The following is a 25,393-nucleotide window of genomic DNA, read 5'->3' as shown; positions in this document are numbered from 1 at the left end:
GAGCCTCTCCAATCGGGGGAGTTTCCTCAGGCACTGCTGTTCCTTTCGGGGGTGGTGATTTGGGCTGCGATCACGGTTGTGGTCGCGACGTTTCTTGGGCCGAGCAGTCGGGGCACAGGCCCCAGTAGACGACCTCGGCTTCATCCAGCACGAAACCGTTGTGGTCCGACGGCGTCAGACACGGTGCGTCCCCGACGGCACAGTCGACATCGCCGATGACGCCGCAGGAGCGGCAGACCACGTGGTGGTGGTTGTCGCCGACGCGCGCCTCGTAGCGGGCGACCGAACCGGAGGGCTGGATGCGCCGCACCAGCCCGGCGGCGGTCAGTGCGTGCAGGACGTCGTAAACGGCCTGGCGGGACACGTCGGGCAGGCCCGCCCGGACCGCCCCGAAGATGGTGTCGGTATCGGCGTGCGGGTGGGAGTGAACCGCTTCGAGTACCGCGACGCGGGGTCGGGTGACCCGCAGCTGCACCGTTCGCAGCTGGTCGGCGAGATCCGACATGGAGGTCACGGTGAAATACTCGTCTCTTTTCTGGAATCAGTCAAGAGTTTGTGGCTGTGTTTCCGTCGTCGCTGGTCAGGGATGCGCTGTCGTGCCGTTGCGGGGTTGGCGGTGGGACTCAGCGGGGCGATCGAGGCCCTCGGAGATGGACTGGGCACTATCGCGCCGGCACCGGAGAAGCTACCCGCTCGTCGGTTCCCCGGCGCGGCATACGCGCATCACCGTCGGCATGACGTCGGGTCGTGACCGGGGTGTCTGTATGGTGATCGGCGGATCGCGTCCGGCGGCCATCCCGGCTCGCACCCCCGGGGGACCCAGTCGTCTCGTCAGGAGCAGTTTCGTGCCCCTCAACACTGTCGCGCTCGAACTCGTGCCGCCCAACACCGACCGCACGCCGGACGAAATTCTGGCGGAGGCACGCAAGGTCGTGCAATTCTCCGCGGAGACCGGTCTGCAGGGCCGCATCGGGCACGTGATGATCCCGGGGATGATCGAAGAGGACGACGGCCGTCCGGTCGAGATGAAGCCCAAGCTCGATGTGCTCGACTACTGGTCGCGCATCTCCCCGGAACTGCCCGGCGTGCGCGGCCTGTGCACGCAGGTGACCGCGTTCATGAACGAGGAGACGCTGAGCAAACGGCTGAGCGATCTGCTCGCCGCGGGCATGGAGGGCATCGTCTTCGTCGGTGTTCCGCGCACCATGGCCGACGGCGAGGGCGCCGGCGTGGCACCGACCGACGCGCTGACGATCTTCGCCGACCTCGTCCCCAACCGCGGGGCGATCCTGATCCCGACCAGAACCGGTGAGGCCGGCCGGTTCGGCTTCAAATGCGGGCGCGGCGCCACCTATGGCATGACACAGCTGCTCTACTCCGACGCCATCGTCGGATTCCTCACCGAGTTCGCCGCCACCACCGACTACCGTCCGGAGATCCTGTTGTCGTTCGGCTTCGTACCGAAGGTCGAGGGCCGGGTGGGGCTGATCAACTGGCTGATCCAGGATCCCGGCAACCCCGCCGTCGTACCCGAACAGGATTTCGTGCGCACGCTGGCCGGCAGTGATCCCGACGTCAAGCGCCGGCTGCTGGTCGACCTGTACAAGCGGATCATCGACGGTGTCGCCGACCTCGGATTCCCGTTGAGCATCCACTTCGAGGCCACGTACGGCATGTCCCGGCCCGCCTTCGACACCTTCGCCGAGATGCTGGCCTACTGGTCGCCATCGGGGACCGCGTCGTAGGCACACCGCCAGTGAAGGCACTGATCGACTTCGACGGCGCGCCGGTCTTCGCGATCCCGGCCCGCGACGGCTATCCGGGCTTCGACGACTGCGAGGGAATGCTGATCGAGGGCCCGCAGGGGTGGGGTGAATTCTGCCCGCCCCGCGCGAGCACCGACCTGGCGGCCGCGCGGTGGCTGACATCGGCCATCGAGGGCGGCACCGTCGGCTGGCCCGACGCGGTCCGCGGGCGAGTGGCGGTGTCGGTACCGGTGCCCGCGGTGAGCCCCCCCGACGCCGGTGTCATCGTCGCCGGCAGCGGCTGCCTCGCGGCGGACGTGCGCGTCACCGGGCGCTCGGACGCCCTCGCCGACGACGCCGACCGGCTCGCGGCGGTGCGGGCGGCGCTGGGGGCGTCCGGAGCGATCCGGTGCGCCGTCGAGCGGGCGTGGGATGTCGAGGGCGCGGCCGCCGCCATCCCGGTTCTGCACGCGGCGGCCGGCGGGCTGGAGTTCGTGCAGCAGCCATGCGCGACGGCCGGGGAATTGGCGGCGTTGCGGCTTCGCGTCGGCGTGCCGATCGCGGTCGACGCGGCGGACGTCGACGTCGAAGCGGCCGAGTTGGCGCGGATCGCCGACATCGCGGTCCTGGCCGTCGGCCCTCTCGGAGGTGTGCGACGGGCTCTGCGGTTCGCCGAACGCTGCGGCCTGCCGTGCGTGGTGTCGGGGGATCGGCAAACCAGCATCGGGCTGGCCGGCGGGCTGGCGCTGGCCGGTGCGCTGCCCGACCTTCGGTTCGCCTGTGGACTGGGCACCGCCACGGTACTGGCCGGTGACGTGGTCTCGGCGGGACGCACGCTGATTCCGGCCGACGGCTACCTGCCGGTGGCACCCATGGCGCCGGCGCCCGATGTCGAGCGCCTCGCACAGTTCTCGCTCCATGACACCGAGCGCATCGTGTGGTGGCGCCGGCGGCTGACCACCGCATCAGAACTTGTGTAGAAACCGGGCGGCGTACGCGGCGTGCGGAGTCTCACCAGAGGGCATGTCCGCTGCCTGGTCGTATACGACTGGCCTAGGGTGAGACCCGACCGAAGCTGACGAGTTGCGGATTCGCCAATGAGCACCTACGACCGAACCGGGTCCACGTACTCGACAACCCGCCGGCCCGACCATCGCGTTGCAGCCGTCATCGAGCAAGCCCTTGCGGACATGCGGTCGGTTGCGAATATCGGCGCCGGGACCGGCTCCTACGAAACTCCACGCGTCGTCGTCGCAGTTGAGCCGAGCAGTGTGATGATCGCCCAACGTGCCAGGTCCGGCGCCCCGGCGGTCCGAGGGGCCGCGGAACACTTGCCGATCGGCACCGGTGCCGTCGACGCCGCTATGGCCATCCTCACGATTCACCATTGGGCGGACCTCGCGGCCGGTGTTGCGGAAATGATTCGTGTCGCACGGCGCCGTGTCGTCGTATTCACTTGGGATCATAGTGTTTTCAGCCGTTTCTGGCTCTTGCGTGGTGCGGCCTAACGTCTGCGTCGCCAGGCGGCGACGGCCAACCCGACGCCGATCAGGGCGATGATCGGCCCCAGCACCGACCACGTCGTGGTGTTGCTCATCGGGCTGCCCTGAACCGCACCGAAGCCCTGGAGCGTGAACAACAGTCCGAACAGTGCGATGAGCAACCCCAGTGCACCGACGGCATGACGCATCGTCAACTCCTCTTCCCGGTCGGGATGGCCGCGGACACCGCCCGCATGAGGGCTCGCTTCACTTTGGTCGCGCCGGATCCGGCGGCCGACCGGTTCGGCGGATCCAGCTGCAGCACATCACCTTCCGCGATCTGTCCGGCCTGGGTGATGTTGCCGTAGACGCCGAGGCAGCGCCGCGAGTGAGCGGCGATGGTCCGGGTGATCTCCTTGTCCCGCTTGAGCTCGGGCTGTTCGTGAGACGGCATCACGCAGCGGATGGTGGGGATCAGCGGTTGCAGCTCGGCGTGCGGCGCGCGCAGCCTTCCGCCGCACCACTCCCACTCCGGCTGAGGTGACGCGCCGGGGGAGTCGACGACGATCGTCGGCCGGAATCGCCGGACGTCGAAATCGGAATCCGGTGCCAGCGCGGCGACGGTGGCCAGGCTCTGCTCGGTGATGACGTGAACCGGGTAGGCGTCGACATAGCTGCCGACCGGGGTGGCGTAGCGGCTGATATCGGCGAGTTTGCGGACCGGGAACATCGACAGATCCGGCAGGGGTTCGCCATCCTCGAGGCCGAACACCGTGCGCAGGTCGGTCTTGGTGGCCATCGGCCCGCGGTACTGGTCGCGGCGATCCAGCGGCGGCAGCGGGCGAAGTTCGACCTCCCGGTTCAGGTAGCGCGAGAGCGCTTGGTGGACAGCGGGATCGGAGCTAGGAATCTCGGTGCCGTCCGGGAAGGCGATGATGACCTCGGGTGCGCGTCCCGGCCCGGAATCCGGCGGTGGCGGGTGCGCGTAGCGCGCCGTACACAACAGCAGTCCGGGCAGGCGTTTGGCGCTGGTCGTCGCGTCGAGTTCGACGTCGCGGACCGCCCAGGTGCGGTCGGCGTGCAGACCCAGCTCGCCGATCTGCGCCTGGGCCAGCCGCTCGCCCAGCATCGATTTCACCGGATAGCGCCAGATCGAGGTGATGCGGCCGGCCGGGATCATGCTTCCAGGGTAGGACTTCACACCGCGGGCGTGCGATGGAGTGCGCGAGAAGAGATCAGCAGTGCGGTCAGACTGCCCACCAACCACAGGCCGAGGATCAGGTACGGCAGCGTCCGCTGGCTGTCCGGGAAGTAGGTCGCCGCGTGTATCGCCGACACGGTCGCCCCGCTGGGTAGTGCGTGATTGAAGAACGCGAACGGCTGCGGCAACAGCGACGCCGACACCGCGCCTCCCGACGAGGTATTGCCGAGCAGGATGAACAGCAGCCAGGTCGGGATGATGGCCCACCGGTGGATCAACACCAGCATGGTCGAATTGAACAGGGCGGCGGTCCCGATCTGCATCGAGATCAGCAGCCACAGTTGGCCGAACGGCGTGCTCAGCGCGCCCAGGACCGGCCCGGTGACGACCGCCAGCGCAGCACCGCCGACGACGGCCAGGATCGCCACACAGGCCAGCCAGGTCCGCAGGCTGAGACCCTTGACGTTGGCCCGCAGCTGGAACATGGTGATGAAGCCCAGGATCGTGGCCGCGATGACGAGATAGAACGTCGCCATTCCCATCGGATCCGACGGTGGCAGCGGATGCAGATCGACGACCGGCAGGATGAACCGGCCGGGTTGGGTCTGATCCAGCTGAATCAGGGCGCGGGCACCCGATGGGTCACTGGCGCTGGACAGCAACAGCTCGGGCGGTGCCGCGGTGGCGTCGATGGCGGCGGTGATCCGCTGCTGGTTGATGTCGGTGATCGCGTCCCCGCGCGTCGCATACTGATGGACGTCGAACTCCCTGGGGTTGCGATGCAACGCGTTGACGAACGGCGCCGTGACGGCCGTCGATCCGACGACGCCGACGGGCAGGTTGCGGGGCGCGGGCCGGCCGAGCGCGACGGTGTAGGCGGCGGCGAAGCTCGATGCCAGCACGATCGCGATGGCGATGACGGCCGCGGCCTTGCGGATCTCCGGTGGGATGTCAGGCACGCATCGATTCTGCGAGCTACAGGCTCACCGGCATCGGACCGACACCCCAGATCTCGTCGCAGTACTCGGCGATCGCGCGGTCCGACGAGAACTTCCCGCTGCGGGCGCTGTTCAGGATCGACATCCGCGACCAGGTCTCGGAGTCCTCCCAGGCGGCGCTCACCCGGGCCTGGCAGTCCACATAGGAACGGTAGTCGGCCAACACCAGGAACGGGTCGTGGTGCAACATGTTGTCGACCAGCGGCCGCAGAACATCAGGATCGCCGTGGGTGAACGTGCCCTGCGCGATCAATTCGAGGACCTCCGCCAGCTCCGGGTCGCGCTCGACATAACTCGTCGGCCGATAGCCGTCGGCCTGTAGCGCTTCGACCTCTTCGACGGTGAGGCCGAACAGGAAGAAGTTGTCCGCGCCGGCTTCCTCGCGGATCTCGACGTTGGCACCGTCCAGCGTCCCGATCGTCAGCGCGCCGTTGATCATGAACTTCATGTTCCCGGTGCCGGAGGCCTCTTTGCCCGCCGTCGAGATCTGCTCGGACACGTTGGCCGCCGGGTAGATCAGGTGGGCGTTCTTGACGTTGAAGTTCGGCAGGAACACCACCCGCATGTAGCGGTTGACGTCGGGATCGTTGTTGACCGTGGCACCAACGGCGGTGATCAGCCTGATCATGCGCTTGGCCATGAAGTATCCCGGTGCGGCCTTGCCCCCGAAGATGAACGCGCGCGGCGCGATCGCGAAGCCGGGGTTGCGCTTGAGCCGGTTGTACAGGGTGATGATGTGCAGCACATTGAGATGTTGGCGTTTGTACTCGTGAATGCGCTTGACCTGGATGTCGAACATCCAGGTCGGGTCCAACTCGATGCCGGTCGTCGAATGCACGAACTCGGCGAGCCGACTCTTGTTGGCGCGCTTGACTGTTCGCCACCGCTCACGGAAGGCCGAGTCGTCTGCGTAGGACTCGAGCTGGCGCAGCTGGTCCAGGTCGGCCAGCCAGCCGTCGCCGATGGTCTCGTCGAGCAGCGTTCGCAGCCCCGGGTTGGACAGTGCCACGAATCGTCGCGGGGTGACACCGTTTGTCACGTTGCCGAACCGCTCCGGCCACATCTCGTAAAAGTCTTTGAGCACACTGGCTTTCAGCAGTTCGGAATGCAGCGCGGCGACACCGTTGACGGCGTGGCTACCGACGGTGGCCAGATGCGCCATCCGGACGCTTTTGCCGCCGCCCTCGCCGATCAGCGACATCCGCCGGGCGCGCTCCTCGTCGCCGGGGAACTTGGCTTCCACCTCGTCGAGGAACCGGGTGTTGATCTCGTAGATGAGTTCCAGATGCCGAGGCAGTGACGAGCTGAAGATGCCCAGCGGCCAGGTTTCGAGCGCCTCGGGCAGCAGCGTGTGGTTGGTGTAGGCGAACGTGGCGACGGTGATGTCCCAGGCCTCGTCCCAGTCCATGTGGTGCTCGTCGATCAACAGCCGCATCAGTTCGGCGACCGCGATCGACGGGTGGGTGTCGTTGAGCTGGATGGCCCACTTCTGCGGCAGTGCCGACAGTGGCAGGCCCGCCCGCTCGGTATGGATCCGCAGGATGTCCTGCAGGGAGGAGCTGACGAAGAAGTACTGCTGCTGCAGGCGCAGGCGCTTGCCGGCCTCGGGCTCGTCATTGGGGTAGAGGACCTTGGAGATCTTCTCCGAGAGAACCTCGTCCTCGACGGCCTTGTAGAAGTCGCCGGTGTTGAACGCGTCCAGCGCGAACGACGACACCGAACGGGCACTGAACAGTGTCAGTGTGTTGCAGGTGTTGACGCCATATCCCTGGATCGGGGTGTCGTAGGAGACCCCCTTGATCACCCGTCGCGGGACCCAGCGGACCCGGTGATTGCCGGCGACGTCCCTGTACTGTTCGGTGTGCCCGCCCCAGTTGACGAAATAGCTGGCATCTGGCTTGTCGATCTCCCACGGATTGCCACCGACGAGCCAGTTGTCGGTCTTCTCAACCTGCCAGCCGTCCTGGATTTCCTGGTCGAAAATGCCGAACTCGTAACGGATTCCGTATCCGATGGACGGGCGCTGCAGGGTCGCCAGTGAATCCAGGTAACAGGCGGCCAACCGGCCCAATCCGCCGTTGCCCAGGCCGGGCTCCTCCTCGCAGGCCAGGACCGCATCGAGGTCCTGGCCCAGTGCGGCCAGGGCCTCGCGGGCTTGGGTCTCGATGCCCAGATTGAGCAGGTTGTTGCCCAGCTGGGGCCCCATCAGGAACTCGGCGGACAGATAGCACGTCACCTTCTCGGGGCCGGTGAGCCAGTCCTGGGTGGTGGCCATCCAGCGCTGCTGCATGCGGTCGCGCACGGCCAGGGCCAGCGCCCGATAGTAGTGCTCGGGGGTCAGCACGCTGGGCGGGCGGGCGATCGAATAGGCCAGGTGATCGGCGATCGCGCGGTGCAGGGCATCCGCAGACAAACCGGTGCGGCTGTGCTCCTGCGGTCGTGCGGCGACGTCGCCCGGGGCGTTGTTCACGACATCCGTCATTGCCTTCTCCTGCTCCAGACCGCTTCTCGATCACCGGTGAGGACACGAAGCTTGACACCGCCTTATTTCGGCGAGGCGAGGTCCACGAGTCACTCCCGTGAACTATCGCGCATCATCGTGCGCACCGCTCGCCGAGCAAATGCCGCCCGGTCCTACGATCACGGTCATGACCACATTGCCGAACCGGCCCAACACCGCGCTGCTGGTCGTGGACGTACAGAACGATGTCGTGGCCTCGGCTCACGAGCGGGATCGGGTCGTCGCGAACATCGCGGCACTCGTCGATCGGGCGCGCCACGATGGTGTACCCGTCATCTGGGTGCAGCACGACGACGCGGATCTGCCTGCGGGAAGCCAACAGTGGGAGATCGTCAGCGAGCTGACGCCGGCAGAGTCCGAGCCGCTGGTGGCCAAGAATTACGGTGACTCGTTCGAAGACACCGTCCTGGAGTCGGCGCTCGCGCAACTGGGCGTCGGGCATCTGGTGGTCACCGGCGCCCAAACCGATCAGTGCGTCCGATCGACTATTCACGGCGGGTTCACCCGCGGTTACGACGTCACCCTGGTGACGGATGCGCACACCACCGAAGATCTGTCGGCCTGGGGCGCGCCACCGCCCGAGCAGGTGATCGCCCACACCAACCTGTACTGGAGCCACCAGTCGGCGCCGGGCCGGACGGCCCTGGCATCGGCCACCGATGGGGTTGTCTGGTAATCGCCGCGCCGATCGAACCGGCGCTATACATTATTTCGAAAGTGTTCACTGCCGCCGCGACACAGATCGGAATGACAATGACGTCGACGCTTCAATCGGGGGACCAGCTCGTCGGGTTGGCGCGGGGCATGCGGGAGCTGGTGCTGGCCCAGGCCGGCGAATCCGAGCGGCTGCGCACCATCGCCCCGGCCGTCGTCGACGAGATGTGGTCCAGCGGGCTGATGCCGTCGTTCAACCCCGTCGCGGCCGGCGGGGTGGAGCCGTCGTTCACCGAGATGATCGAAACCTGGATCGAGATGGCCTGGCAGGACGGATCCTTCGGGTGGATCGGGATCGCCAATCTGCCGTCGTCGTTCGCCGCGGCGGCCTACCTGCCCGACGACGGATTCGCGGAGGTGTTCGGCGCCAACGACAACCGCGTCACGATGGGTGGCCAGTTCTTCCCCAACGGCCAGGGCGCCGCGGTCGACGGCGGTTACCGGCTCACCGGTTCGTGGAGTTTCGGGTCGGGCACCGGACATTCGGAGTACGTCTGCGCCGGCTTCTTCCCGATGGACAACGGCGAGATGCGCTGGGCGAGCGAAGGCATGCCGGAGATGCTGGTGGCCGTGGTCCCGCGCGCCGAGGTCGCGTTCTCCGACGGCTGGCATGTCCAGGGGCTCAAGGGGACCGGCTCCTACGACTACGACCTCGACGATGTGTTCGTGCCCACCTGCCGGACCTTTCCGCTGTTCTCCCGGGTCCCATACCGGGGAAGCTCGCCGGCGACCCGGATGGGGCTGATGCCGGTGACCGCGGCCGGTCACGCATCGTGGGCGCTCGGCGTGGCCAAGAGCATGCTCGACGACGTCCAGGAGCTGGCCGCCACCAAATTCCGGATGAGCGACATGGCGTCACTGGCCAGCCGCCCCACATTCCAGAAGGACCTGGCCCACCACGTCGCGGCGTGGCGGGCCGCCCGGCTGCTGGTGCTGGATGCCTTCGGCACCGCCGAAGCCGCCGTCGCCGCCGGCGACGAACTCACCCCGGCGCTGCGGGCCGATATGCGGGTGGCCGCGGTCTATGCGACCGACGTGGCGCGAGCCGCCGCCGAGTGGGCCCACCTGTCCGCTGGCACGACCTCGATCCGGGAGGGTAGCCGCCTGGAGCGTGCGTTCCGCGATATCTACACCGGGACCCAGCACGCGTTCATCAGCGAGAAGGTGGCCATGGATGTGGCCCAGATCTGGCTCGGCATCATCGAGGACCAACCCGGGTTGTGAGAGTCACGCTCGGCCTCGGCATTTCGCGCGCGTCGCGCCACGGCTGGGATTAGAGTCTGACAGCTATGACCGACTGGTCCGATCCGAGGCTGCCGAGCTATCGATCGAGCCCCCGACAGATGAAGCGGCTCAGCCGCGACTTTGCCGGCGTCGGTGTGGGTATTCCACCCGAACGGCTGCAACAGATCGTCAAGGGCGGCACGCCCACCGACGACGAGCGGATCGACGTCACCTTCGCGCTCACCGCGACCGCACTGCTCAGCGAGAAACGACGCCGCTCCAAACGTGGTCGCGCGCAACAGCGTTGCGTGAAGGGGATCGTCTTCGCCGCCGCGATCCTGGTCGCGATCAACGTGCTGCTGTGCCTGGGTTTGATGCTGTTCGTCCTCACCCAGCACACTTCGCCCTATTAGGCCGCCCGGCGGCGATTTCAGCCGACGAGGTACCCGTCGGCGACGTCCAGCGCCTTGTCCAGAATGGCCAGTCCCTCGGCCACCTCGGCGTCGCTGATGTTGCAGGCCGGCACGGCGTGGATCCGGTTGAAGTTGGCGAAGGGCAGCAGGCCGCCCGTCTTGCACGCGGCCAGTACCTCGTTCATCGCCGGGCTGGAGCCGCCATACGGTGCCAGCGGTTCCCGGGTCTGCGGGTTGGCGACCAGCTCGATCGCCCAGAACACGCCCAGGCCGCGGACCTCACCCACCGACGAGTGGCGGGCCGCCAGCTCACGCAGACCCGGGCCGAGCACCTGCTCGCCGATCCGGGCGGCGTTGGCCACCATGCCCTCGTCCTCCATCGCGTTGATCGTCGCGACCGCCGCCCCGCAGGCCAGGGGATGCCCCGAGTAGGTCAGCCCGCCGGGATAGGCGCGGTCGGCAAACGTCGCATAGATCGCGTCGTTGATGGCCACGCCGCCGAGCGGCACGTACCCCGACGTCACGCCCTTGGCGAACGTCATGAGGTCGGGCACGACATCGAAGTTGTCGATGGCGAACCACTTTCCGGTCCGGCCGAAGCCGGCCATCACCTCGTCGGCGATGAACACGATGCCGTGGCGGTCGCAGATCGCCCGCACCCCGGCCGAGTACCCGGGTGGGGGCACCATGATGCCGGCGGTGCCCGGCACCGATTCGAGGATGATCGCGGCGATCGACGCCGGCCCCTCGTGGGCGATCAGGCGCTCGAGGTAGTCCAGTGCCCGCTCGGACTCTTGCTGCTCGTCGTCGGCGAAGAACGAGGAGCGATACAGGAACGGCCCGTTGAAGTGCACGACGCCGGCGCTGCCGTAGTCGTTCGGGTAGCGGCGCGGGTCGCCGGTCAGGTTGATCGCGGTGTCGGTACCGCCGTGATAGGAGCGGTAGCGGGAGAGCACCTTGTAGCGACCGGTGTGCAGCCGCGCCATCCGGACGGCGTGCTCGACGGCGTCGGCGCCGGCGTTGGTGAAGAACACATGGTTCAGGTCACCGGGGGTGCGCTCGGCGATCAGCCGGGCCGCCTCGGACCGGGCCGCGTTGGCGTGCTGGGGTGCGATCGTGCACAGCTTGGCCGCCTGCTCGGCGATCGCGGCGACGACCTTCGGATGCTGATGGCCGATGTTGGTGAACACCAGCTGGGAGGAGAAGTCGAGCAGCTTGTTGCCGTCGCCGTCCCAGACGTAGGAGCCCTCCGCCGCGACGATCGTCATCGGCTTGATCTGCGCCTGCGCCGACCAGGAGTGGAAGACGTGCGCCCGGTCCAGTTCGTAGGCCCGCGCTGCCTCGGCGCGGGCGGTGTCGAGGTCGAGTCCGTTGGGCAGGAGGTGAGAAGAAGTGGTGGCGGTCATATCGGTGCGTGCCTCTTTCGAGCTCAGTGGTTCTGCGGGAAGCCGAGGTTGATACCGCCGTGGGAGGGGTCGAGCCACCGCGTGGTGACCACTTTGCCACGGGTGAAGAATCCCACGCCCTCGGTTCCGTGCGCGTGGGTGTCGCCGAACAGCGAGCTCTTCCATCCGCCGAAGCTGTAGTAGGCGGTCGGCACCGGGATCGGCACGTTGATGCCGACCATGCCGACCTCGACCTCGTTCTGGAAACGTCGCGCCGCGCCACCGTCGTTGGTGAAGATCGCGGTGCCGTTGCCGTAGGGGTTGGAGTTTATGAGCGCCACTGCATCTTCGTAGGATTTGACCCTTACGACCGAGAGCACCGGGCCGAAGATCTCGTCGGTGTAGACGCTCATCTCGGGGGTGACGTTGTCGATCAGGGTGGGGCCCAGCCAGAACCCCTCAGCCTCGCCGTCGACCTGGGTACCCCGGCCGTCGACGACGATCGTGGCGCCGTCTGCTTCGCCGGCGTCGATGTAGGAGGCCACCTTGTCACGATGGGCCTTGGTGACCAGCGGGCCCATATCGGTGTTGCGGGTGCCGTCGCCGATCTTCAACGATGTTGTGCGCTGGGCGATCTTGGCGACCAGCTCGTCGGCGATCGGGCCGACGGCCACGGCCGCCGAGATCGCCATGCAGCGCTCGCCGGCCGAACCGAAGCCGGCGTTGACCATCGCGTCGGCGGCCAGATCCAGATCGGCGTCGGGCAGGATCACCGCGTGATTCTTGGCCCCGCCGAGGGCTTGTACGCGCTTGCCGTGCAGGGTCCCGGTGGAGTAGACGTACTGGGCGATCGGGGTGGAGCCGACGAACGAGATCGCCTTGATGGCCTTGTTGGTCAGCAGCTCGTCGACAGCGACTTTGTCGCCCTGCAGGACGTTGAAGACGCCGGCCGGCAGCCCCGCCTCGGCCCACAGGTCGGCGATCCACAGCGCCGCCGACGGGTCTTTCTCGGAGGGCTTGAGCACCACGGTGTTGCCCGCGGCGATGGCGATCGGGAAGAACCACATCGGCACCATGGCGGGGAAGTTGAACGGGCTGATCACCGCCACCGGGCCCAGCGGCTGGCGGATGGAGGCGACGTCGACGTTGGTCGAGGCGTTCTCTGTCATCCCGCCCTTGAGCAGATGTGATATGCCGCAGGCGAATTCGACGACCTCCTGGCCACGGCTGATCTCGCCGAGGGCGTCGGAGAGCACCTTGCCGTGCTCGGCGGTGATGATCGCGGCCAGCTCTTCCTTGCGGGCGTTGAGCAGCTCCCTGAACGAGAAGAGCACAGCGGTCCTCTTGGCCAGCGAGGTGTCCCGCCAGTCCGGGAACGCCGCCACCGCCGCGTCGATGACCGCGCGGGCGGCCGCGACGTCGGCGAGCGCCACCTGGCCGGTGACCTGGCCGGTGGCGGGGTTGGTCACCGGGGCCGTGCGGTCGCTGCCGCCGGGGAAGTGCTTCCCGCCGGCCCAGTGGGCGATGGTGCGAACGCGGGTGCTGGGCGCGAGGAGAGTCATACCTGCGATTCTGCGGGCTACCGACCACCACGAGACACGACGATCTGTAAGGATTCAACAGCTATTCCTTACACTATGTAAATGCAGCTCACTCTGTCCGAGATCCTCGACCTTCCGTCGGTTCGCGCCGGCGACCCGGAGGTGGTGTGCAGCGGGCCGATGGATCAACCGGTGCGCTGGGTGCACGTCAGCGACCTGGCCGACCTGTCCGGTCTGCTCACCGGCGGGGAACTGGTTCTGACCACGGGTCAGGCGCTGGCCGATCCGGCCCGACGGGATGCGTACCTACCCGGGTTGGCCGACGCCGGTGCCACCGGCGTCGTCATCGAACTCGGGCTGCACATCGACGCCCTCCCGGAGTCGGTCCGCGCCATCGGCTTAGCCCTGTCGCTGCCGGTGATCGTGCTGCACCGGCCGGTGCGCTTCATCGACGTGACCGAAGAGGTACACCGCAGGATCGTCGCCGATCAGTACGCCGAAGTGGCCTACGGGCAGCGGGTGCACGAGGCCTTCACCGCACTGAGCATGCGCCGCGCCTCCGCTGACCAGATTGTCGGCGCCGCCGCCGAGATGCTCGACACCCCGGTGGTGCTGGAAGACCTCAACCGGCAGGTGCTCGCGTTCGACGGCCGGGGCGTCCCGACGGCGGTCCTGCTGGCGGACTGGGAGCGGCGGTCCCGGCTGGCGACCGGTGACGCCTGGACGGCCTGCCCGGTCGGCCCGTACCGCGAGGAGTGGGGCCGTCTGATCGCCCCGGGGATCGCAGCCAACGCGCGCGCGACGATGGCGTTGGAGCGGGCCGCCCAGGCGCTGGCGTTGCACCGGATGGTCGAGCAGAACCGCAGCTCGCTCGAACTTCGCGCGCAGAGCGGCCTGGTCGATGATCTGCGCCACGGCCGGATCACCGACGAGGCCGAGGCGACGGCGCGTGCCCACGGGCTGGGCCTGCGGCCGACCCTGACCTACGTACCGATGACGGTGCGGCTGCGTGAGGGTGCCGGTGCGGATCAGGTCGCGGTGGCACAGCGGCGGCTGCGCACGTTGGACGCGATCATGCATGCGGTGCGCGCCGCGGGCCACACCGGTCTGACGTCCACCCGCGATGACGGGCAGATCGACCTGGTCCTGGCACCGCAGCGCACCACCGGTGCGCTGGAAACCGCACTGCACGAGGTATGTTCGGCGATCCGGCGGGCCGTCTGCCGCCTCGATGGCGCCGACGACTGCGTGATAGGCGCAGGCCCGGAGTCCAGCCGGCTGGTCGATGCGGTGGGCGGATTGCGCGAGGCTGGTCACGTTGCCGAGGTCGCAATGTCGATGCCATTGCACAACAAGCCTTTTCACCGTTCATCGGATGTCCGGCTGCGTGGCCTGCTGTCGCTGATCCGCACCGATCCGCGGGTCCAGGCCTTCGCCGAAACCGAGTTGGCGGGGCTACTCGCGCACCGTGCCAAACACGGCGACGAAGCCTTCGAGTTGTTGCGGCGTTTCCTGGCCGCCGGGGGCAACAAGGCCGAACTGGCCAGGGCGTTGCACATGTCGCGGCCGACCCTGTATGCCCGGCTGGACGCCCTGCAGCGGATCATCGGCCTGGATCTCGACGACGCGGAGTCCAGGACCTCGCTGCACGTGGCGATGCTGATCGTGAACCCGGCGGGGGAGTAGGCGTGCCGAAACTGTCGTTGTTTGTCGGTCCACCCGCGAAACGCGCACAACAACTGCCGTCTCAGTAACGTGGGGCAGCCGCTGAGCAGTCGCCCAACGCTCGACCATACACTGGGCCACCGTGGGCATTCTCATTGGTTTCGCACCGTGGATCGTCTATTGGGTCCTGGTCGGCAACGTCCCGTTCGAGGCAGCCGTACTCGTCGCCCTCGGCATCGCCGTCATCGGGCTCGTGGTCGGTCGCACCAGGAATGCACCCGGCCTGACCTTTGAAATCGGTGCTGTCGCAACGTTCTCCATACTGGCGATGCTGACGTTCGCGGCGAGCCAACCATTCATGGAGCGCTGGATGCAACCGCTGAGCAACGCGGGGATCTTCCTGGTCGCCTTGACCGGCGCGCTGATCGGCAGGCCGTTCGTGCGCGAGTTCGCCGCCGCCGGCCGGCCCGACGAGGTGGTCAAGAGTGCACTGTTCGCTCGGATCACCTCGCTACTGACTTGGATCTGGATCGCCGCCTTCGCGGGAATGACGGTGTCCTCGGCGATCCCGCCGATCGTGCAGGGCGACGCGACGATCCTCGACACCAAGACCCCGTTGTCGTTCCTGTGCTACTGGGTCATCCCGTTCACCTTCATGGGGTTGGCGGCACTCGCATCGCGCATCCTGCCCGACAAGATGACCCCGAGTGACGACGTCGTCCGCGAGACGTCGTTTGTCGCCTACAGCGAGGCCGCGATCGACGAGCTCTACTACCTGGCACAGGAGCACGCCAACCGCGAAGTGGGCGCCGGCAAGGAGGCCTACGACGTCAAGGTCGGCGGAATGGGCATGACCCTCACCGGCGACGACTCACGCAAATCCTGGCCCTCGACCTACCGGGTGCGCGACCGGCTGCGCTGAGCGCAACCGATCGGGCAAGGATGCACACCACTTCGGACACTGTTGCATCACGGATCGGCTAAATGCCCTGTTCAGCCGCTGAACGTGGTCAGCGGCCGTCAGCCATTTGCTGTAGAAGTTACAGAAGTGGCCTCTGTGAACAGGATGGAGCTTTGCTCAGGGCGCCGGAAAGTGAGATGAAGATGATGAGGAAGCGCTTGTATGCCTTCGCGATCAGCGTGGTGATGCTGTTCGCCATTCCCGGCCTGCTGGCCCCGACGGCAACTGCCGCGCCGGTCAGCCGGGATCAGTACGTCAACCTGGTGATCGAGCGCGGCCTCGCCCAGCGCGGCGTGCCCTACGCGTGGGCCGGCGGCGACATCAACGGCCCGACGTTGGGCAAGGGGGACAGCGAAGGCGTGATGGGATTCGACTCTTCGGGTCTGATCCAATACGTCTACGCCGGCGTCGGCGCCAAACTGCCGCGCTCCTCGGGCGATATGTACAAGGTCGGCCAGCACGTGACCGCCGACCAGGCCCTGCCGGGTGACCTGATCTTCTACGGACCCGAAGGCACGCAGAGTGTGGCGATGTTCCTCGGCAACCAACAGATGCTCGAGGTCACCGACACCGCCGTCGCGGTGTCCCCGGTGCGCACCAAGGATATGGCCCCCTACCTGGTGCGGGTCATCGCCTAGCGGTCTGGCACGCCGTCGTTGACGGCGAGAAGTTCGCTGACGGTGAGGAACCGGTAGCCCTCGGAATGGAGCCGGTCGATGATCAGTGGCACCGCGGCGCGTGAGGCCGAGCCGCTCTTCAGCATGACGTGCAGCAGAATGATCGACCCCGGGCGGACGTTGTCAACAGTCTCCGCAACGATCTGTTCGGTTGTGGGCGCGCCGGCTGAATCCGGTTCGAGATCCCAGGTGACCGTAGTTCGTCCGTGTTCGGCAAGGTAGTGAGGGAGCGTCCAGAGTTTCTTGCCGTAGGGCGGTCGGAACGTCACCGGGCCGCGATACCCGGTCCGTGCGATAGCCGCATCGGTTCGTTCGATCTCGTCGGCAACAGTCTGGGTCGAGACAAAGATCATCCGGCGGTGGGTGTAGGTGTGATTGCCGATCTCGTGGCCGGCTCGCGCGATTGCCGCACCTTCGTCCGGATTCCGGTCCAGATCGGCGCCAACAAGATAAAAGGTTGCCGGGATCTTTTTCGCTGCAAGCATATTGAGGACTTCAGATGCGTACTCCGTGGGTCCGTCATCGAAGGTGACCGCCACCACCTTCTCAGCGGTGTCCACACGGTTGACGATCTCACCGGCCAGTTGATAGGTCCGCGACTTCGACAACGTGTAGGCGCCGGATACGACAACCAACAACACCACCAATCCGACTGACGTTCCGATAACCCACTTCCGCATCGCGTCCGTGTCTACCAGAGCGCCGTGGCCGGATCAGGCCACCGTCAGGCGCAGTCGGTGCAGGTCATGCTCGACGCGTCCGCCAACCGGCTGCGGTGGTGCACCAGAAAGCAGCTGGTGCACGTGAACTCGTCGGACTGCTTGGGGATCACCCGAACCGTGAGTTCCTCGTCGGACAAATCGGCGCCGGGCAGCTCGAACGAATCAGCCGCGTCGGCCTCGTCCACATCGATCACGGCCGTCGCCGTGTCCTTACGCCGGCCCGCCAGGTCCTCGAGGGACTCTTCCTCGGGCTCGGCCTGGGTACGGCGGGGGGCGTCGTAATCAACCGTCATGGTCCGTGCCTTTCGTTCTTACGCACTCGACGTCGCGTCAACGCGGTCGAATGCGAGATTGTTCCCGCCGCCGGTCTTGGCTAAACACCATTGTTTCGGGCTGGCTGAGCGGTTGCCCCGGCCTGGCTGTGTCCTGCGGATTCCGGTGCCGGAAGAACCGGAACCAGCGGGCTCAGATTCGCCAGAGCGATTCCTGGGCGACGCTGGCGATCAGCGTACCGTCGGCCCGGTGAATCGACCCGCGGGCCAAGCCCCGCGCGTCGCTGTGACTGACCGCGGTCGTGTCGTAGCGATGCCACTGATGCGGGTCGGTCGGCCGGTGCAGCCACAGCGCATGGTCGAGGCTGGCCGCGCCGCGCGGCCCGGGTAGCGCGGGGTCCCGCGGGCGGGCCGAGGACACCAGGCCCATGTCGGAGATGAACGTCAGCGCACACGCCCGCAGCACCGCGTCGTTCTCCACAGGTTCTCGGGTTCGGAACCAGAAGGGCTGAACCGGCCACTCGTCATGTCCGTCGTGGCCGGGCGCGACCCGAATCTCGAAGTGATCCGCCCAACGCACGGGCAGCTTTGTGACGACTGTGGCATCCGACAGCGCCAGCCTCGCCGGCTCGGGACGCTGCCAGTCGGTGGTGGTCTCGGGTAGGTGAAACGACGCCATCATCTCCAAGATCGCCACACCGTCCTGCAGCGCGGTGACGCGCCGGGTGTTGAAGGAACGGCCATCACGGGTGATCTCGACGGAGAACTCGACGTCCACGCCAACCTGCCCGCCTTTGATGAAGTAGGCGTGCAGCGACTGCGGCAACCGGCCGGAGTCGACGGTGGCGGCCGCGGCGGCCAGCGCCTGTGCGGCGATCAGGCCACCGTATAAGCGGGGACCCACCCCGAATGCGGCCGACGCGCGGAAATCGTCGCCTCTGCGGTCGAGTTGGACCAGTTGTGCGATCCAGCTCGGCATGCTCTCCCCGCGGTCGTCGTGATCGGAATCGAACTCACGATAGCTGCATAGACTGCGGCCATGGATCGCGGCCACACCGAGGCGCCCGATGGCCTGCTGAAGATCGAAGACTGCCTGGCGGCCGACGGCGGTGTCGTACTTCCGCCCGGGGTCACGCTCATCTCACTGATCGAACGCAACGTCGCCAACATCCCCGCCTCGGTTGCCTATCGTTATCTCGATCACAGTCACTCTGCGGATCCCGAAGTCACCGAACTGACCTGGGCCCAACTCGGCACCCGCCTGGAGGCCATCGGGGCGCACATTCAGGGCACCGCCGCCCGCGGTGACCGGGTCGCAATCCTTGCCCCGCAAGGCCTGGACTACATCGCCGGGTTCTTCGCCTCGATCAAGGCGGGGACCATAGCGGTACCGCTGTTCGCTCCCGAATTGCCCGGTCACGCCGAGCGTCTCGACACGGCTCTGGGCGACTCCCAACCGACCACGGTGCTCACCACCGCAGCCGCCGCCGACGGCGTACGCAGCTTCCTGGCGAACCTGCCGACCACCAGGCAGCCGCGGATCCTCGTCATCGACGAGATCAGCGATTCGGCCGCCGACGACTTCATCCCGACCGTCATCGATGTCGACGACGTCTCACACCTGCAGTACACCTCGGGCTCGACCCGTCCGCCGGTGGGCGTCGAGATCACCCACCGGGCGGTCGGCACCAACCTCATCCAGATGATCTTGTCGATCGACCTGCTCGACCGAAACACCCACGGCGTCAGCTGGTTACCGCTGTACCACGACATGGGACTGTCGATGATCGGATTCCCGACGGTCTACGGTGGGCATTCCACCCTGCTCTCACCTACCGCATTCATCCGTCGACCGCAGCGTTGGATCCGTGCGCTGTCCGACGGCTCCCGCGAGGGCCATGTCGTCACCGCCGCACCGAATTTCGCCTACGAATGGACCGCCCAGCGCGGGCTCCCGGACGCCGGTGCGGAGGTCGATCTGGCCAATGTGGTGATGATCATCGGCTCCGAACCGGTCAGCGCCGAGGCCATCAGCACCTTCACCACGGCCTTCGCCCCGTACGGCTTGGCGCGGACGGCGTTCAAGCCCTCCTACGGAATCGCCGAGGCTACCCTCTTCGTCGCGACCATCGCGCCCACCGCGACGCCCACCGTGCTACGTCTGGACCGTGATCAGCTGGCGGCCGGGCTCGCCATCGAAGTCGGCGAGGATGCCCTCGATTTCGTCACCCAGGTGTCGTGCGGGCAGGTGGCCCGCAGCCAGTGGGCGGTGATGGTCGACCCCGATACCCGCGTGGAGCTGCCCGACGGCCGGGTCGGCGAGATATGGCTGCACGGCGAGAACATCGGGCGCGGCTACTGGCGCAAACCCGAGGAGACCCGGCAGACATTCGGCGCCCGACTCGCCCGCCGGCTGGCCGCGAACAGCCACGCCGACGGGGTGCCCGCCGACGCCGCTTGGCTGCGCACCGGCGACCTGGGCTTCTATCTGGCCGGCGAACTCTATGTCGCCGGCCGCCTCGCCGACATCGTGATGGTCGACGGGCGGACGTTCTATCCGCAGGACATCGAGAAGACCGCCGCCGGCGCCTCGCCGATCGTGCGGCGGGGCTACGTGGCGGCGTTCTCGGTGCCGGCCGACGAAATTCCCGGTACGGCAACCACAGACAGCGCAGACAGACTCGTCGTCGTCGCCGAACGGGCGGCGGGTACCAGTCGCAATGACCCGGCGACCGCGATCGCGGCGATCCGCGCGGCGGTATCGGAGCGCCACCATGTTGCGGCACCCGATGTCCGGCTGCTGCCGGCCGGAGCCATCCCGCGAACGACGAGCGGCAAATTGGCCCGACGGGCCTGCCGCTCCGCATACCTCACGGGCACTTTGGGAGTGCACTGATATGGTGCGGCCATTGAGCTTTGCCGCGATGGCCCTGGCCGGGGTGATCGCGATGTCCGCCGCCGGGACTCCGCCGGCTGCCGCCGGCGGCGGGGTAGCCACGCTGAAGGTCTGCACCACCGGCGATTACCCGCCGCTGACCCACCGCGACCCGGAGACCGGGCGCTACAGCGGCGTCGACATCGACATGGCCACTGACCTCGCCGCCCACCTCGGCCGAGAGCCGGTATTCGTCGCGACCACGTGGCCGACCCTGATCGCCGACCTGACCTCGCCCGGCATGTGCGATATCGCCATGGGCGGTATCACCGACACACCCGAACGACGCCGGATCACCGAGGTCACGCAGCCGTACCTGTCCAGCGGAAAAACACCGGTGGTGGCGGCGGGCAATGCCGACCGGTTCGCGTCGATCGAGCAGATCGACCAGCCCGGCGTGCGCGTGATCGAAAACAGCGGCGGTACCAACGAACAATTCGCCCGGAAGAACTTTCCCCGTGCCAAGATCATCATCTGGGGCGACAACACCACCATCTTCGACCAGCTAGCCGCAGGCGACGCCGACGTCATGGTCACCGACGCCCTGGAAGCGGTCTACCAGGCCTCGCTGCACCCCGGGTTGGTCGCCCAACACCCCGAGCGGCCCTTCACCTCGGAGGTCAAGGTCTACCTTCTGCCCGAGGACAGCCCGATCGAAGGACCAGTCGACTCATGGCTGGCCGGCGCACTGCACGACGGCACGTTCGACGGCATCTACCGGCGCTGGTTGCACGCCCCCGCGCCTGACCCGCCGCGATAGACCGGCACTCAGCGCCCCTTCCACTGCGGCCGGCGCTTCTCCCGCCACGCTTTCAGGCCTTCGGCGACGTCCTCGGTCGCTCCGGCCACCTTGCGCATCACCTCGCCGAACCGCACCGACTCGATCCAGCCCATGTCGGCGGTGCGCCAGGCCACCTCCTTGGTGGCCCGCTGCGCCAACGGCGCGGCCTCGACCAGGGTCCTGGCCCACGCCTGCGCTTCAGCCTGCAGCTCCTCGGGTTCGACCAGTTTCCATACCAGTCCGATCTCCTTGGCGCGCTCGGCGCTGATCGGCTTACCGGTCAGCAGGAGTTCCATGGCGTTGGCCCAGCCGACCCGATGAGGCAGGCGGATGGCACCGACGATGGTCGGGACGCCCAGGGCCACCTCGGGGTAGCAGAAGGTGGCCTCGGTCGAGGCGATCACGAAGTCGCAGAACAACACTCCGGTCAGGCCATAGCCGACGCAGGGTCCGTGTACCGCGGCGATGGTCGGCTTGAACAGTTCCATTCCCGACTCGAAGCTATTGATGGTCGGCTTCTCCCAGAAGGTCCCGCCGAACGTGCCCACCGACCCTTCGCCGTCTTTGAGGTCACCGCCGGCGCAGTAGACGTCGCCGTTTGCCGTGAGGATCCCCACCCAGGCCTGCTCCTCGTCGCGGAACCGGTCCCACGCGGCGTTGAGCTCCTGCCGTAGCGGGCCGTTGATGGCGTTGCGCGCCGCCGGCCGGTTGAGGGTGATGGTGGCGATATGACCGTCGAGCTGGTAAATGACGAGGCTCATCTGCTGCACTCTAGTGAGGCGCGGGTGGCGCACAGGGTGCGCCGAAGGGTTAACCCCGTCCGTTGCCTTCCGCGCGCACCGCGGGGCCGGCCATCGCGGTGACCATGCTGCTGCCGAACGCGCCGTCGTCGTCGAACAGGGTCGCGTTGCCCACCGACACGCCGTTCTCGGAGAAATGGGTGTCGGCCTGAACGCCGATGAACACCCCGCGCGGCAGGCGCGCCAGCGCCACGGTCAGGTCACCGTTGACATAGCCCATTCCGGAGGCGCCCAGATCGGTCACCAGGTTGGCAGCCGCCTCGGCAACCACCGCCGAGCGGACGAAGGGAGTCGCTGCCAGGCCTGCCACCGCATCAAGGCCGCCGTAGTACGCGCGTTTGCGTCCGGTGCTGTGGTGCCGTTGGCCCATCGGAACCCACCCGGTCCCGTCACTGTCGATGTGCAGGGCGAGATCTTCGGCACCGTCCGGCGCGATCACGTTCATCCCGGATACCCACTGCGCGCCCACCGACGTCTGGCGATACTGCAGCAGCGTGGCCCGCGCCACGATCCAATCGTCCTGGATGATGTCGCATTCGGCCGTGCGCATCCGGTGTCCCTGCCGAATCAGCCGGGTCTGGGTATGGGTCGGAACGGCTCGGGCAGGTTTGAGCAGATCGAGCGTCAGCCGGGCCGGCAGGTATCCGACGGCGCCGTATTTCCGCTCCAGGGTCGAGGCCGCCAGTCCGGCAATCGCCTGACCGCTGAGCACCCCGTCACTCCAGGAGGCCGCCGCCGAGGTTGTCGGCCGGAAGCCTCCGTTCGACTGCTGAACGAAATACGCAGGGCGGATTCCCATCGCGCTCGACGCCGCGGCCGTACGTTCCGACAAGTCCATGCTGCTGTTCACCGTTGCCATCCTTATCAGTGGGAGAGCCGCCGCTTGCTTGACGGCTCACCAGGCAACTATGACGTGCGGAAGCGTCTCGGACTGTCCACCGATCGGCCGCAATTCCGGATGACTGCGGTGTCCACCGATCGGGGGACACAGCGCAGATCTAGCGCCCGAAACCGGCGTCGCGCAGGGCTTGCGCCATCGACCCGGATGACCGGTTGCCGTCCCGCCGAGGGCCGTCATCACCGCGGGTGGGCCGGCGGCGTTCACCGCGCGCCGGTGCGGCGCTGCTTCGTTCAGTTCGCTTGGCCTGGCCGCGTTTTGGCGCATCACCGAGCCGCAGGCTCAGACCGATCCGCTGACGGTCGACGTCGACGTCGATGACCTTGACCCGCACCACCTGACCGGATTTCACCACCTCGTGTGGATCGGAGACGAATCGGTCCGCCATCGCCGACACGTGGACCAGGCCGTCCTGGTGCACACCCACGTCGACGAAGGCTCCAAACGCCGCGACATTGGTGACGACACCCTCGAGCACCATCCCGACCTTCAGATCGGCCACCTTCTCCACCCCGGCCGCGAACGTCGCGGTGGAGAACGCCGGCCGCGGATCGCGTCCGGGCTTCTCCAACTCGGCGAGGATATCGGTCACCGTCGGTACACCGAATCGGTCGTCGGCGAAGTCGGCGGCCCGCAGCGATCGCAACGAGCGTTCGTTGCCGATGAGTTCTGCCAGGGCGATTCCCGAGCGATCCAGAATCCGCCGTACCACCGGATAGGCCTCCGGATGGACACCCGAGGCATCGAGGGCGTCGTCGCCGCCACGGATCCGCAGGAAGCCCGCGCACTGTTCAAAGGCTTTGGGGCCCAGACGTGCGACGTCGAGAAGTGCGGCGCGGTTGCGGAACGGCCCGGCCTTCTCCCGGTGGGCGACGATGGCCTCGGCCAGTGACTCGGACACGCCCGACACCCGCGCCAGCAGGGGAACCGACGCGGTGTTCAGATCCACGCCCACGGCGTTGACCGCATCCTCCACCACAGCGTCGAGGCTGCGGGCCAGGGTGCCCGGGGTGACGTCGTGCTGATACTGGCCGACGCCGATCGACTTCGGTTCGATCTTCACCAATTCCGACAGCGGATCCTGCAACCGGCGCGCGATCGACACCGCGCCCCGCACCGTCACGTCCAGGCTCGGCAACTCGCGGGCGGCGTAGGCCGACGCCGAGTACACCGACGCGCCCGCCTCGCTGACCATGGCTTTGACCGGGGCGGTCGCACCGGTCGCGCGGATATCGGCGATCAGCTCGGCGGCCAGTGCATCGGTCTCCCGCGACGCGGTGCCGTTGCCGATGGCGATCAGCTCGACACCGTGGCGGGCCACCAACCCAGCCAACGTCGCCTTGGCCGAATCCCATTGGCGCTGCGGCTGATGCGGGTAGACCGCGCAGGTGTCGAGCACTTTGCCGGTGCCGTCGACGACGGCAACCTTGACGCCGGTGCGGAAGCCGGGATCCAGCCCGAGTGTGGTACGCGTGCCGGCCGGAGCCGCCAGCAGAAGATCCTTGAGGTTCTTGGCGAACACCGCGACGGCGTCATCTTCGGCGCGTTGGCGCAACCGCATTCGCGCGTCGACCGCGCCGGAGATCATCAGCCGCGTTCGCCATGCCAACCGGACGGTGGTCGCCAGCCACGGCGTCGCCGCTGCGCCGGCCGTGAGGTCGACCCCGAGTGCCCGCGCGACCATCACCTCGTAGGCGTCATCGCTGCCGCCGTCGAAACGCAAGGCGAGTGCTTGTTCCTTCTCGCCGCGCATGACCGCCAGTACGCGGTGCGACGGCATGTCCTCCAGCCGTTCGGCGAACTCGAAATAGTCACGGAACTTCTGTGCCGCGGGGCTTTTTGCGGCGTCCTCGGAGTGCGGAGCGGTCCGCAACGAGCCTTCGGCCCAGAATTTGGTCCGGATCGCACCGACCAGCTCGGCGTCTTCTGCGGCCCGCTCCACAAGGATGTGCCGTGCGCCGTCGAGTGCGGCGGCCGCGTCGGGCACCTCGGCGCCGACGAACGCGCCTGCGGCGGTTTCGGGGTCGACGGCCGGGTCGGCGAGTAGGCGCTCGGCCAGCGGCTCCAGGCCTGCTTCCCGGGCGATCTGCGCCTTGGTCCGCCGTTTCGGCTTGTACGGCAGATAGATGTCCTCGACCCGGGATTTGGTGTCGGCCCGCAGCAGCGCCGCCCGTAGCTCCTCGGTCAGCTTGCCCTGCTCGTCGATGGATGCCAGCACCGCGTCTCGCCGTTCGTCGAGCTCGCGCAGGTATCGCAGTCGCTCCTCGAGGTCACGCAGCTGCCCGTCGTCGAGGCTGCCGGTGGCTTCCTTGCGGTAGCGGGCGATGAACGGCACGGTCGCGCCTTCGTCGAGCAATCGGACCGCGGCGGCCACTTGCGTCTCGGCCACCGCGAGTTCCTCAGCCAGACGGGCGTTTACAGGTTTGAGGGTTGGGCTCGAAGTCACGCCGAGACCCTAC

Annotated in this window: 23 protein-coding genes and 1 pseudogene; 11 read left to right on the top strand and 13 right to left on the bottom strand. The window is 67.4% G+C overall.

Annotated elements, in window-relative coordinates; all coding sequences use genetic code 11:
- Positions 1–70 precede the first annotated feature (70 nt).
- A complete protein-coding gene (locus ORI27_RS04465) occupies positions 71–505 on the bottom strand; it encodes a Fur family transcriptional regulator (protein WP_407666225.1) in 435 nt (144 codons plus the stop codon).
- Positions 506–845: 340 nt separating this feature from the next.
- On the opposite strand from ORI27_RS04465, the gene ORI27_RS04460 reads away from it, so the two are divergent.
- From ORI27_RS04460 to ORI27_RS04450, 3 genes are all read left to right on the top strand, one after another.
- Positions 846–1,745 carry a mycobacterial-type methylenetetrahydrofolate reductase gene (locus tag ORI27_RS04460; protein WP_265995324.1) on the top strand — a complete coding sequence of 300 codons (900 nt, stop codon included), beginning with the start codon at positions 846–848 and terminating at the stop codon, positions 1,743–1,745.
- A gap of 11 nt (positions 1,746–1,756) precedes the next feature.
- On the top strand, positions 1,757–2,725 hold the full coding sequence (locus ORI27_RS04455; RefSeq protein WP_265995322.1) for an enolase C-terminal domain-like protein: 969 nt from the start codon (positions 1,757–1,759) through the stop codon (positions 2,723–2,725).
- Positions 2,726–2,842: 117 nt separating this feature from the next.
- Entirely contained in the window at positions 2,843–3,253 is a 411-nt protein-coding gene (locus tag ORI27_RS04450) for a class I SAM-dependent methyltransferase (RefSeq protein ID WP_323055550.1), read from the top strand.
- On the opposite strand, the gene ORI27_RS04445 is transcribed toward ORI27_RS04450, so the two are convergent.
- The 4 genes from ORI27_RS04445 to ORI27_RS04430 are packed head-to-tail and all read right to left on the bottom strand — an operon-like array spanning position 3,250 to position 7,907.
- On the bottom strand, positions 3,250–3,435 hold the full coding sequence (locus ORI27_RS04445) for a hypothetical protein (RefSeq protein ID WP_265995321.1): 186 nt from the start codon (positions 3,433–3,435) through the stop codon (positions 3,250–3,252). The two genes, ORI27_RS04450 and ORI27_RS04445, sit on opposite strands and share 4 nt — an antisense overlap.
- Before the next feature lie 2 nt (positions 3,436–3,437).
- Positions 3,438–4,406 (bottom strand): MOSC domain-containing protein, encoded by a 969-nt coding sequence (locus tag ORI27_RS04440; RefSeq protein ID WP_265995320.1) that lies wholly within the window; start codon positions 4,404–4,406, stop codon positions 3,438–3,440.
- A 17-nt stretch (positions 4,407–4,423) separates the two neighbouring features.
- Complete coding sequence (locus ORI27_RS04435) at positions 4,424–5,386, bottom strand: DUF3533 domain-containing protein (RefSeq protein WP_265995318.1); 963 nt, start codon at positions 5,384–5,386, stop codon at positions 4,424–4,426.
- Positions 5,387–5,402: 16 nt separating this feature from the next.
- Entirely contained in the window at positions 5,403–7,907 is a 2,505-nt protein-coding gene (locus ORI27_RS04430; protein ID WP_265995316.1) for a glycogen/starch/alpha-glucan phosphorylase, read from the bottom strand.
- 166 nt (positions 7,908–8,073) lie between these two features.
- On the opposite strand from ORI27_RS04430, the gene ORI27_RS04425 reads away from it, so the two are divergent.
- From ORI27_RS04425 to ORI27_RS04415, 3 genes are all read left to right on the top strand, one after another.
- A complete protein-coding gene (locus ORI27_RS04425) occupies positions 8,074–8,622 on the top strand; it encodes a cysteine hydrolase family protein (RefSeq protein WP_265995315.1) in 549 nt (182 codons plus the stop codon).
- A gap of 77 nt (positions 8,623–8,699) precedes the next feature.
- Entirely contained in the window at positions 8,700–9,884 is a 1,185-nt protein-coding gene (locus ORI27_RS04420; protein ID WP_265995314.1) for an acyl-CoA dehydrogenase family protein, read from the top strand.
- Positions 9,885–9,949: 65 nt separating this feature from the next.
- Positions 9,950–10,297: a hypothetical protein gene (locus ORI27_RS04415; RefSeq protein ID WP_265995313.1), complete on the top strand. Its 348-nt coding sequence runs from the start codon at positions 9,950–9,952 to the stop codon at positions 10,295–10,297.
- Positions 10,298–10,314: 17 nt separating this feature from the next.
- Here the strand turns inward: ORI27_RS04415 and ORI27_RS04410 are convergent, their stop codons facing one another.
- Positions 10,315–11,703: an aspartate aminotransferase family protein gene (locus ORI27_RS04410; protein WP_265995312.1), complete on the bottom strand. Its 1,389-nt coding sequence runs from the start codon at positions 11,701–11,703 to the stop codon at positions 10,315–10,317.
- 23 nt (positions 11,704–11,726) lie between these two features.
- Complete coding sequence (locus ORI27_RS04405) at positions 11,727–13,244, bottom strand: CoA-acylating methylmalonate-semialdehyde dehydrogenase (RefSeq protein ID WP_265995311.1); 1,518 nt, start codon at positions 13,242–13,244, stop codon at positions 11,727–11,729.
- Between the two features lie 81 nt (positions 13,245–13,325).
- Between ORI27_RS04405 and ORI27_RS04400 the strand changes: the two genes are divergently transcribed.
- The 3 genes and pseudogenes from ORI27_RS04400 to ripD all read left to right on the top strand — a co-directional run.
- A complete protein-coding gene (locus ORI27_RS04400) occupies positions 13,326–14,909 on the top strand; it encodes a PucR family transcriptional regulator (RefSeq protein WP_265995310.1) in 1,584 nt (527 codons plus the stop codon).
- A gap of 121 nt (positions 14,910–15,030) precedes the next feature.
- Positions 15,031–15,810 carry a hypothetical protein gene (locus ORI27_RS04395; RefSeq protein ID WP_265995309.1) on the top strand — a complete coding sequence of 260 codons (780 nt, stop codon included), beginning with the start codon at positions 15,031–15,033 and terminating at the stop codon, positions 15,808–15,810.
- 185 nt (positions 15,811–15,995) lie between these two features.
- Positions 15,996–16,481 (top strand): annotated as a pseudogene (gene ripD, locus ORI27_RS04390) (NlpC/P60 family peptidoglycan-binding protein RipD); the annotation flags it as partial.
- A 2-nt stretch (positions 16,482–16,483) separates the two neighbouring features.
- On the opposite strand, the gene ORI27_RS04385 reads toward ripD, so the two are convergent.
- The 3 genes from ORI27_RS04385 to ORI27_RS04375 form a co-directional block, all read right to left on the bottom strand.
- Positions 16,484–17,206 carry a polysaccharide deacetylase family protein gene (locus tag ORI27_RS04385; protein ID WP_265995307.1) on the bottom strand — a complete coding sequence of 241 codons (723 nt, stop codon included), beginning with the start codon at positions 17,204–17,206 and terminating at the stop codon, positions 16,484–16,486.
- Between the two features lie 44 nt (positions 17,207–17,250).
- Positions 17,251–17,541: a DUF4193 domain-containing protein gene (locus ORI27_RS04380; protein WP_265995306.1), complete on the bottom strand. Its 291-nt coding sequence runs from the start codon at positions 17,539–17,541 to the stop codon at positions 17,251–17,253.
- 172 nt (positions 17,542–17,713) lie between these two features.
- Entirely contained in the window at positions 17,714–18,499 is a 786-nt protein-coding gene (locus ORI27_RS04375) for an acyl-CoA thioesterase (protein ID WP_265995305.1), read from the bottom strand.
- Between the two features lie 60 nt (positions 18,500–18,559).
- Here ORI27_RS04375 and ORI27_RS04370 point away from each other — a divergent pair, with 60 nt between their 5' ends.
- Both ORI27_RS04370 and ORI27_RS04365 read left to right on the top strand, forming a co-directional pair.
- A complete protein-coding gene (locus ORI27_RS04370; RefSeq protein WP_265995304.1) occupies positions 18,560–20,416 on the top strand; it encodes a fatty acyl-AMP ligase in 1,857 nt (618 codons plus the stop codon).
- A 13-nt stretch (positions 20,417–20,429) separates the two neighbouring features.
- The gene (locus ORI27_RS04365) at positions 20,430–21,215 is read left to right on the top strand and encodes a transporter substrate-binding domain-containing protein (RefSeq protein ID WP_265995303.1); all 786 of its coding nucleotides are present in this window, start codon (positions 20,430–20,432) and stop codon (positions 21,213–21,215) included.
- Between the two features lie 8 nt (positions 21,216–21,223).
- Here ORI27_RS04365 and ORI27_RS04360 read toward each other — a convergent pair whose 3' ends face one another.
- The 3 genes from ORI27_RS04360 to ORI27_RS04350 form a co-directional block, all read right to left on the bottom strand.
- On the bottom strand, positions 21,224–21,997 hold the full coding sequence (locus ORI27_RS04360) for an enoyl-CoA hydratase/isomerase family protein (RefSeq protein ID WP_265995302.1): 774 nt from the start codon (positions 21,995–21,997) through the stop codon (positions 21,224–21,226).
- Between the two features lie 49 nt (positions 21,998–22,046).
- Positions 22,047–22,886: an acyl-CoA thioesterase domain-containing protein gene (locus ORI27_RS04355; RefSeq protein ID WP_265995301.1), complete on the bottom strand. Its 840-nt coding sequence runs from the start codon at positions 22,884–22,886 to the stop codon at positions 22,047–22,049.
- A 148-nt stretch (positions 22,887–23,034) separates the two neighbouring features.
- The gene (locus tag ORI27_RS04350; RefSeq protein WP_265995300.1) at positions 23,035–25,380 is read right to left on the bottom strand and encodes a Tex family protein; all 2,346 of its coding nucleotides are present in this window, start codon (positions 25,378–25,380) and stop codon (positions 23,035–23,037) included.
- Positions 25,381–25,393: the final 13 nt, after the last annotated feature.

The organism is Mycobacterium pinniadriaticum (assembly GCF_026242045.1).
GTDB classification, from domain to species: Bacteria; Actinomycetota; Actinomycetes; order Mycobacteriales; family Mycobacteriaceae; genus Mycobacterium; species Mycobacterium pinniadriaticum.
The sequence above is the reverse complement of the archived record's forward strand: the minus strand, read 5'-3'. Positions and strand labels throughout refer to the sequence as shown.

Excerpts from the sequence above, each read along its gene's own strand:
- ORI27_RS04465 (WP_407666225.1), bottom strand. The coding sequence starts at position 505 with ATGTCGGATCTCGCCGACCAGCTGCGAACGGTGCAGCTGCGGGTCACC.
- ORI27_RS04450 (WP_323055550.1), top strand. The coding sequence starts at position 2,843 with ATGAGCACCTACGACCGAACCGGGTCCACGTACTCGACAACCCGCCGG.
- ORI27_RS04445 (WP_265995321.1), bottom strand. The coding sequence starts at position 3,435 with ATGCGTCATGCCGTCGGTGCACTGGGGTTGCTCATCGCACTGTTCGGA.
- ORI27_RS04440 (WP_265995320.1), bottom strand. The coding sequence starts at position 4,406 with ATGATCCCGGCCGGCCGCATCACCTCGATCTGGCGCTATCCGGTGAAA.
- ORI27_RS04430 (WP_265995316.1), bottom strand. The coding sequence starts at position 7,907 with ATGACGGATGTCGTGAACAACGCCCCGGGCGACGTCGCCGCACGACCG.
- ORI27_RS04425 (WP_265995315.1), top strand. The coding sequence starts at position 8,074 with ATGACCACATTGCCGAACCGGCCCAACACCGCGCTGCTGGTCGTGGAC.
- ORI27_RS04420 (WP_265995314.1), top strand. The coding sequence starts at position 8,700 with ATGACGTCGACGCTTCAATCGGGGGACCAGCTCGTCGGGTTGGCGCGG.
- ORI27_RS04415 (WP_265995313.1), top strand. The coding sequence starts at position 9,950 with ATGACCGACTGGTCCGATCCGAGGCTGCCGAGCTATCGATCGAGCCCC.
- ORI27_RS04410 (WP_265995312.1), bottom strand. The coding sequence starts at position 11,703 with ATGACCGCCACCACTTCTTCTCACCTCCTGCCCAACGGACTCGACCTC.
- ORI27_RS04405 (WP_265995311.1), bottom strand. The coding sequence starts at position 13,244 with ATGACTCTCCTCGCGCCCAGCACCCGCGTTCGCACCATCGCCCACTGG.
- ORI27_RS04400 (WP_265995310.1), top strand. The coding sequence starts at position 13,326 with ATGCAGCTCACTCTGTCCGAGATCCTCGACCTTCCGTCGGTTCGCGCC.
- ORI27_RS04385 (WP_265995307.1), bottom strand. The coding sequence starts at position 17,206 with ATGCGGAAGTGGGTTATCGGAACGTCAGTCGGATTGGTGGTGTTGTTG.
- ORI27_RS04380 (WP_265995306.1), bottom strand. The coding sequence starts at position 17,541 with ATGACGGTTGATTACGACGCCCCCCGCCGTACCCAGGCCGAGCCCGAG.
- ORI27_RS04375 (WP_265995305.1), bottom strand. The coding sequence starts at position 18,499 with ATGCCGAGCTGGATCGCACAACTGGTCCAACTCGACCGCAGAGGCGAC.
- ORI27_RS04370 (WP_265995304.1), top strand. The coding sequence starts at position 18,560 with ATGGATCGCGGCCACACCGAGGCGCCCGATGGCCTGCTGAAGATCGAA.
- ORI27_RS04360 (WP_265995302.1), bottom strand. The coding sequence starts at position 21,997 with ATGAGCCTCGTCATTTACCAGCTCGACGGTCATATCGCCACCATCACC.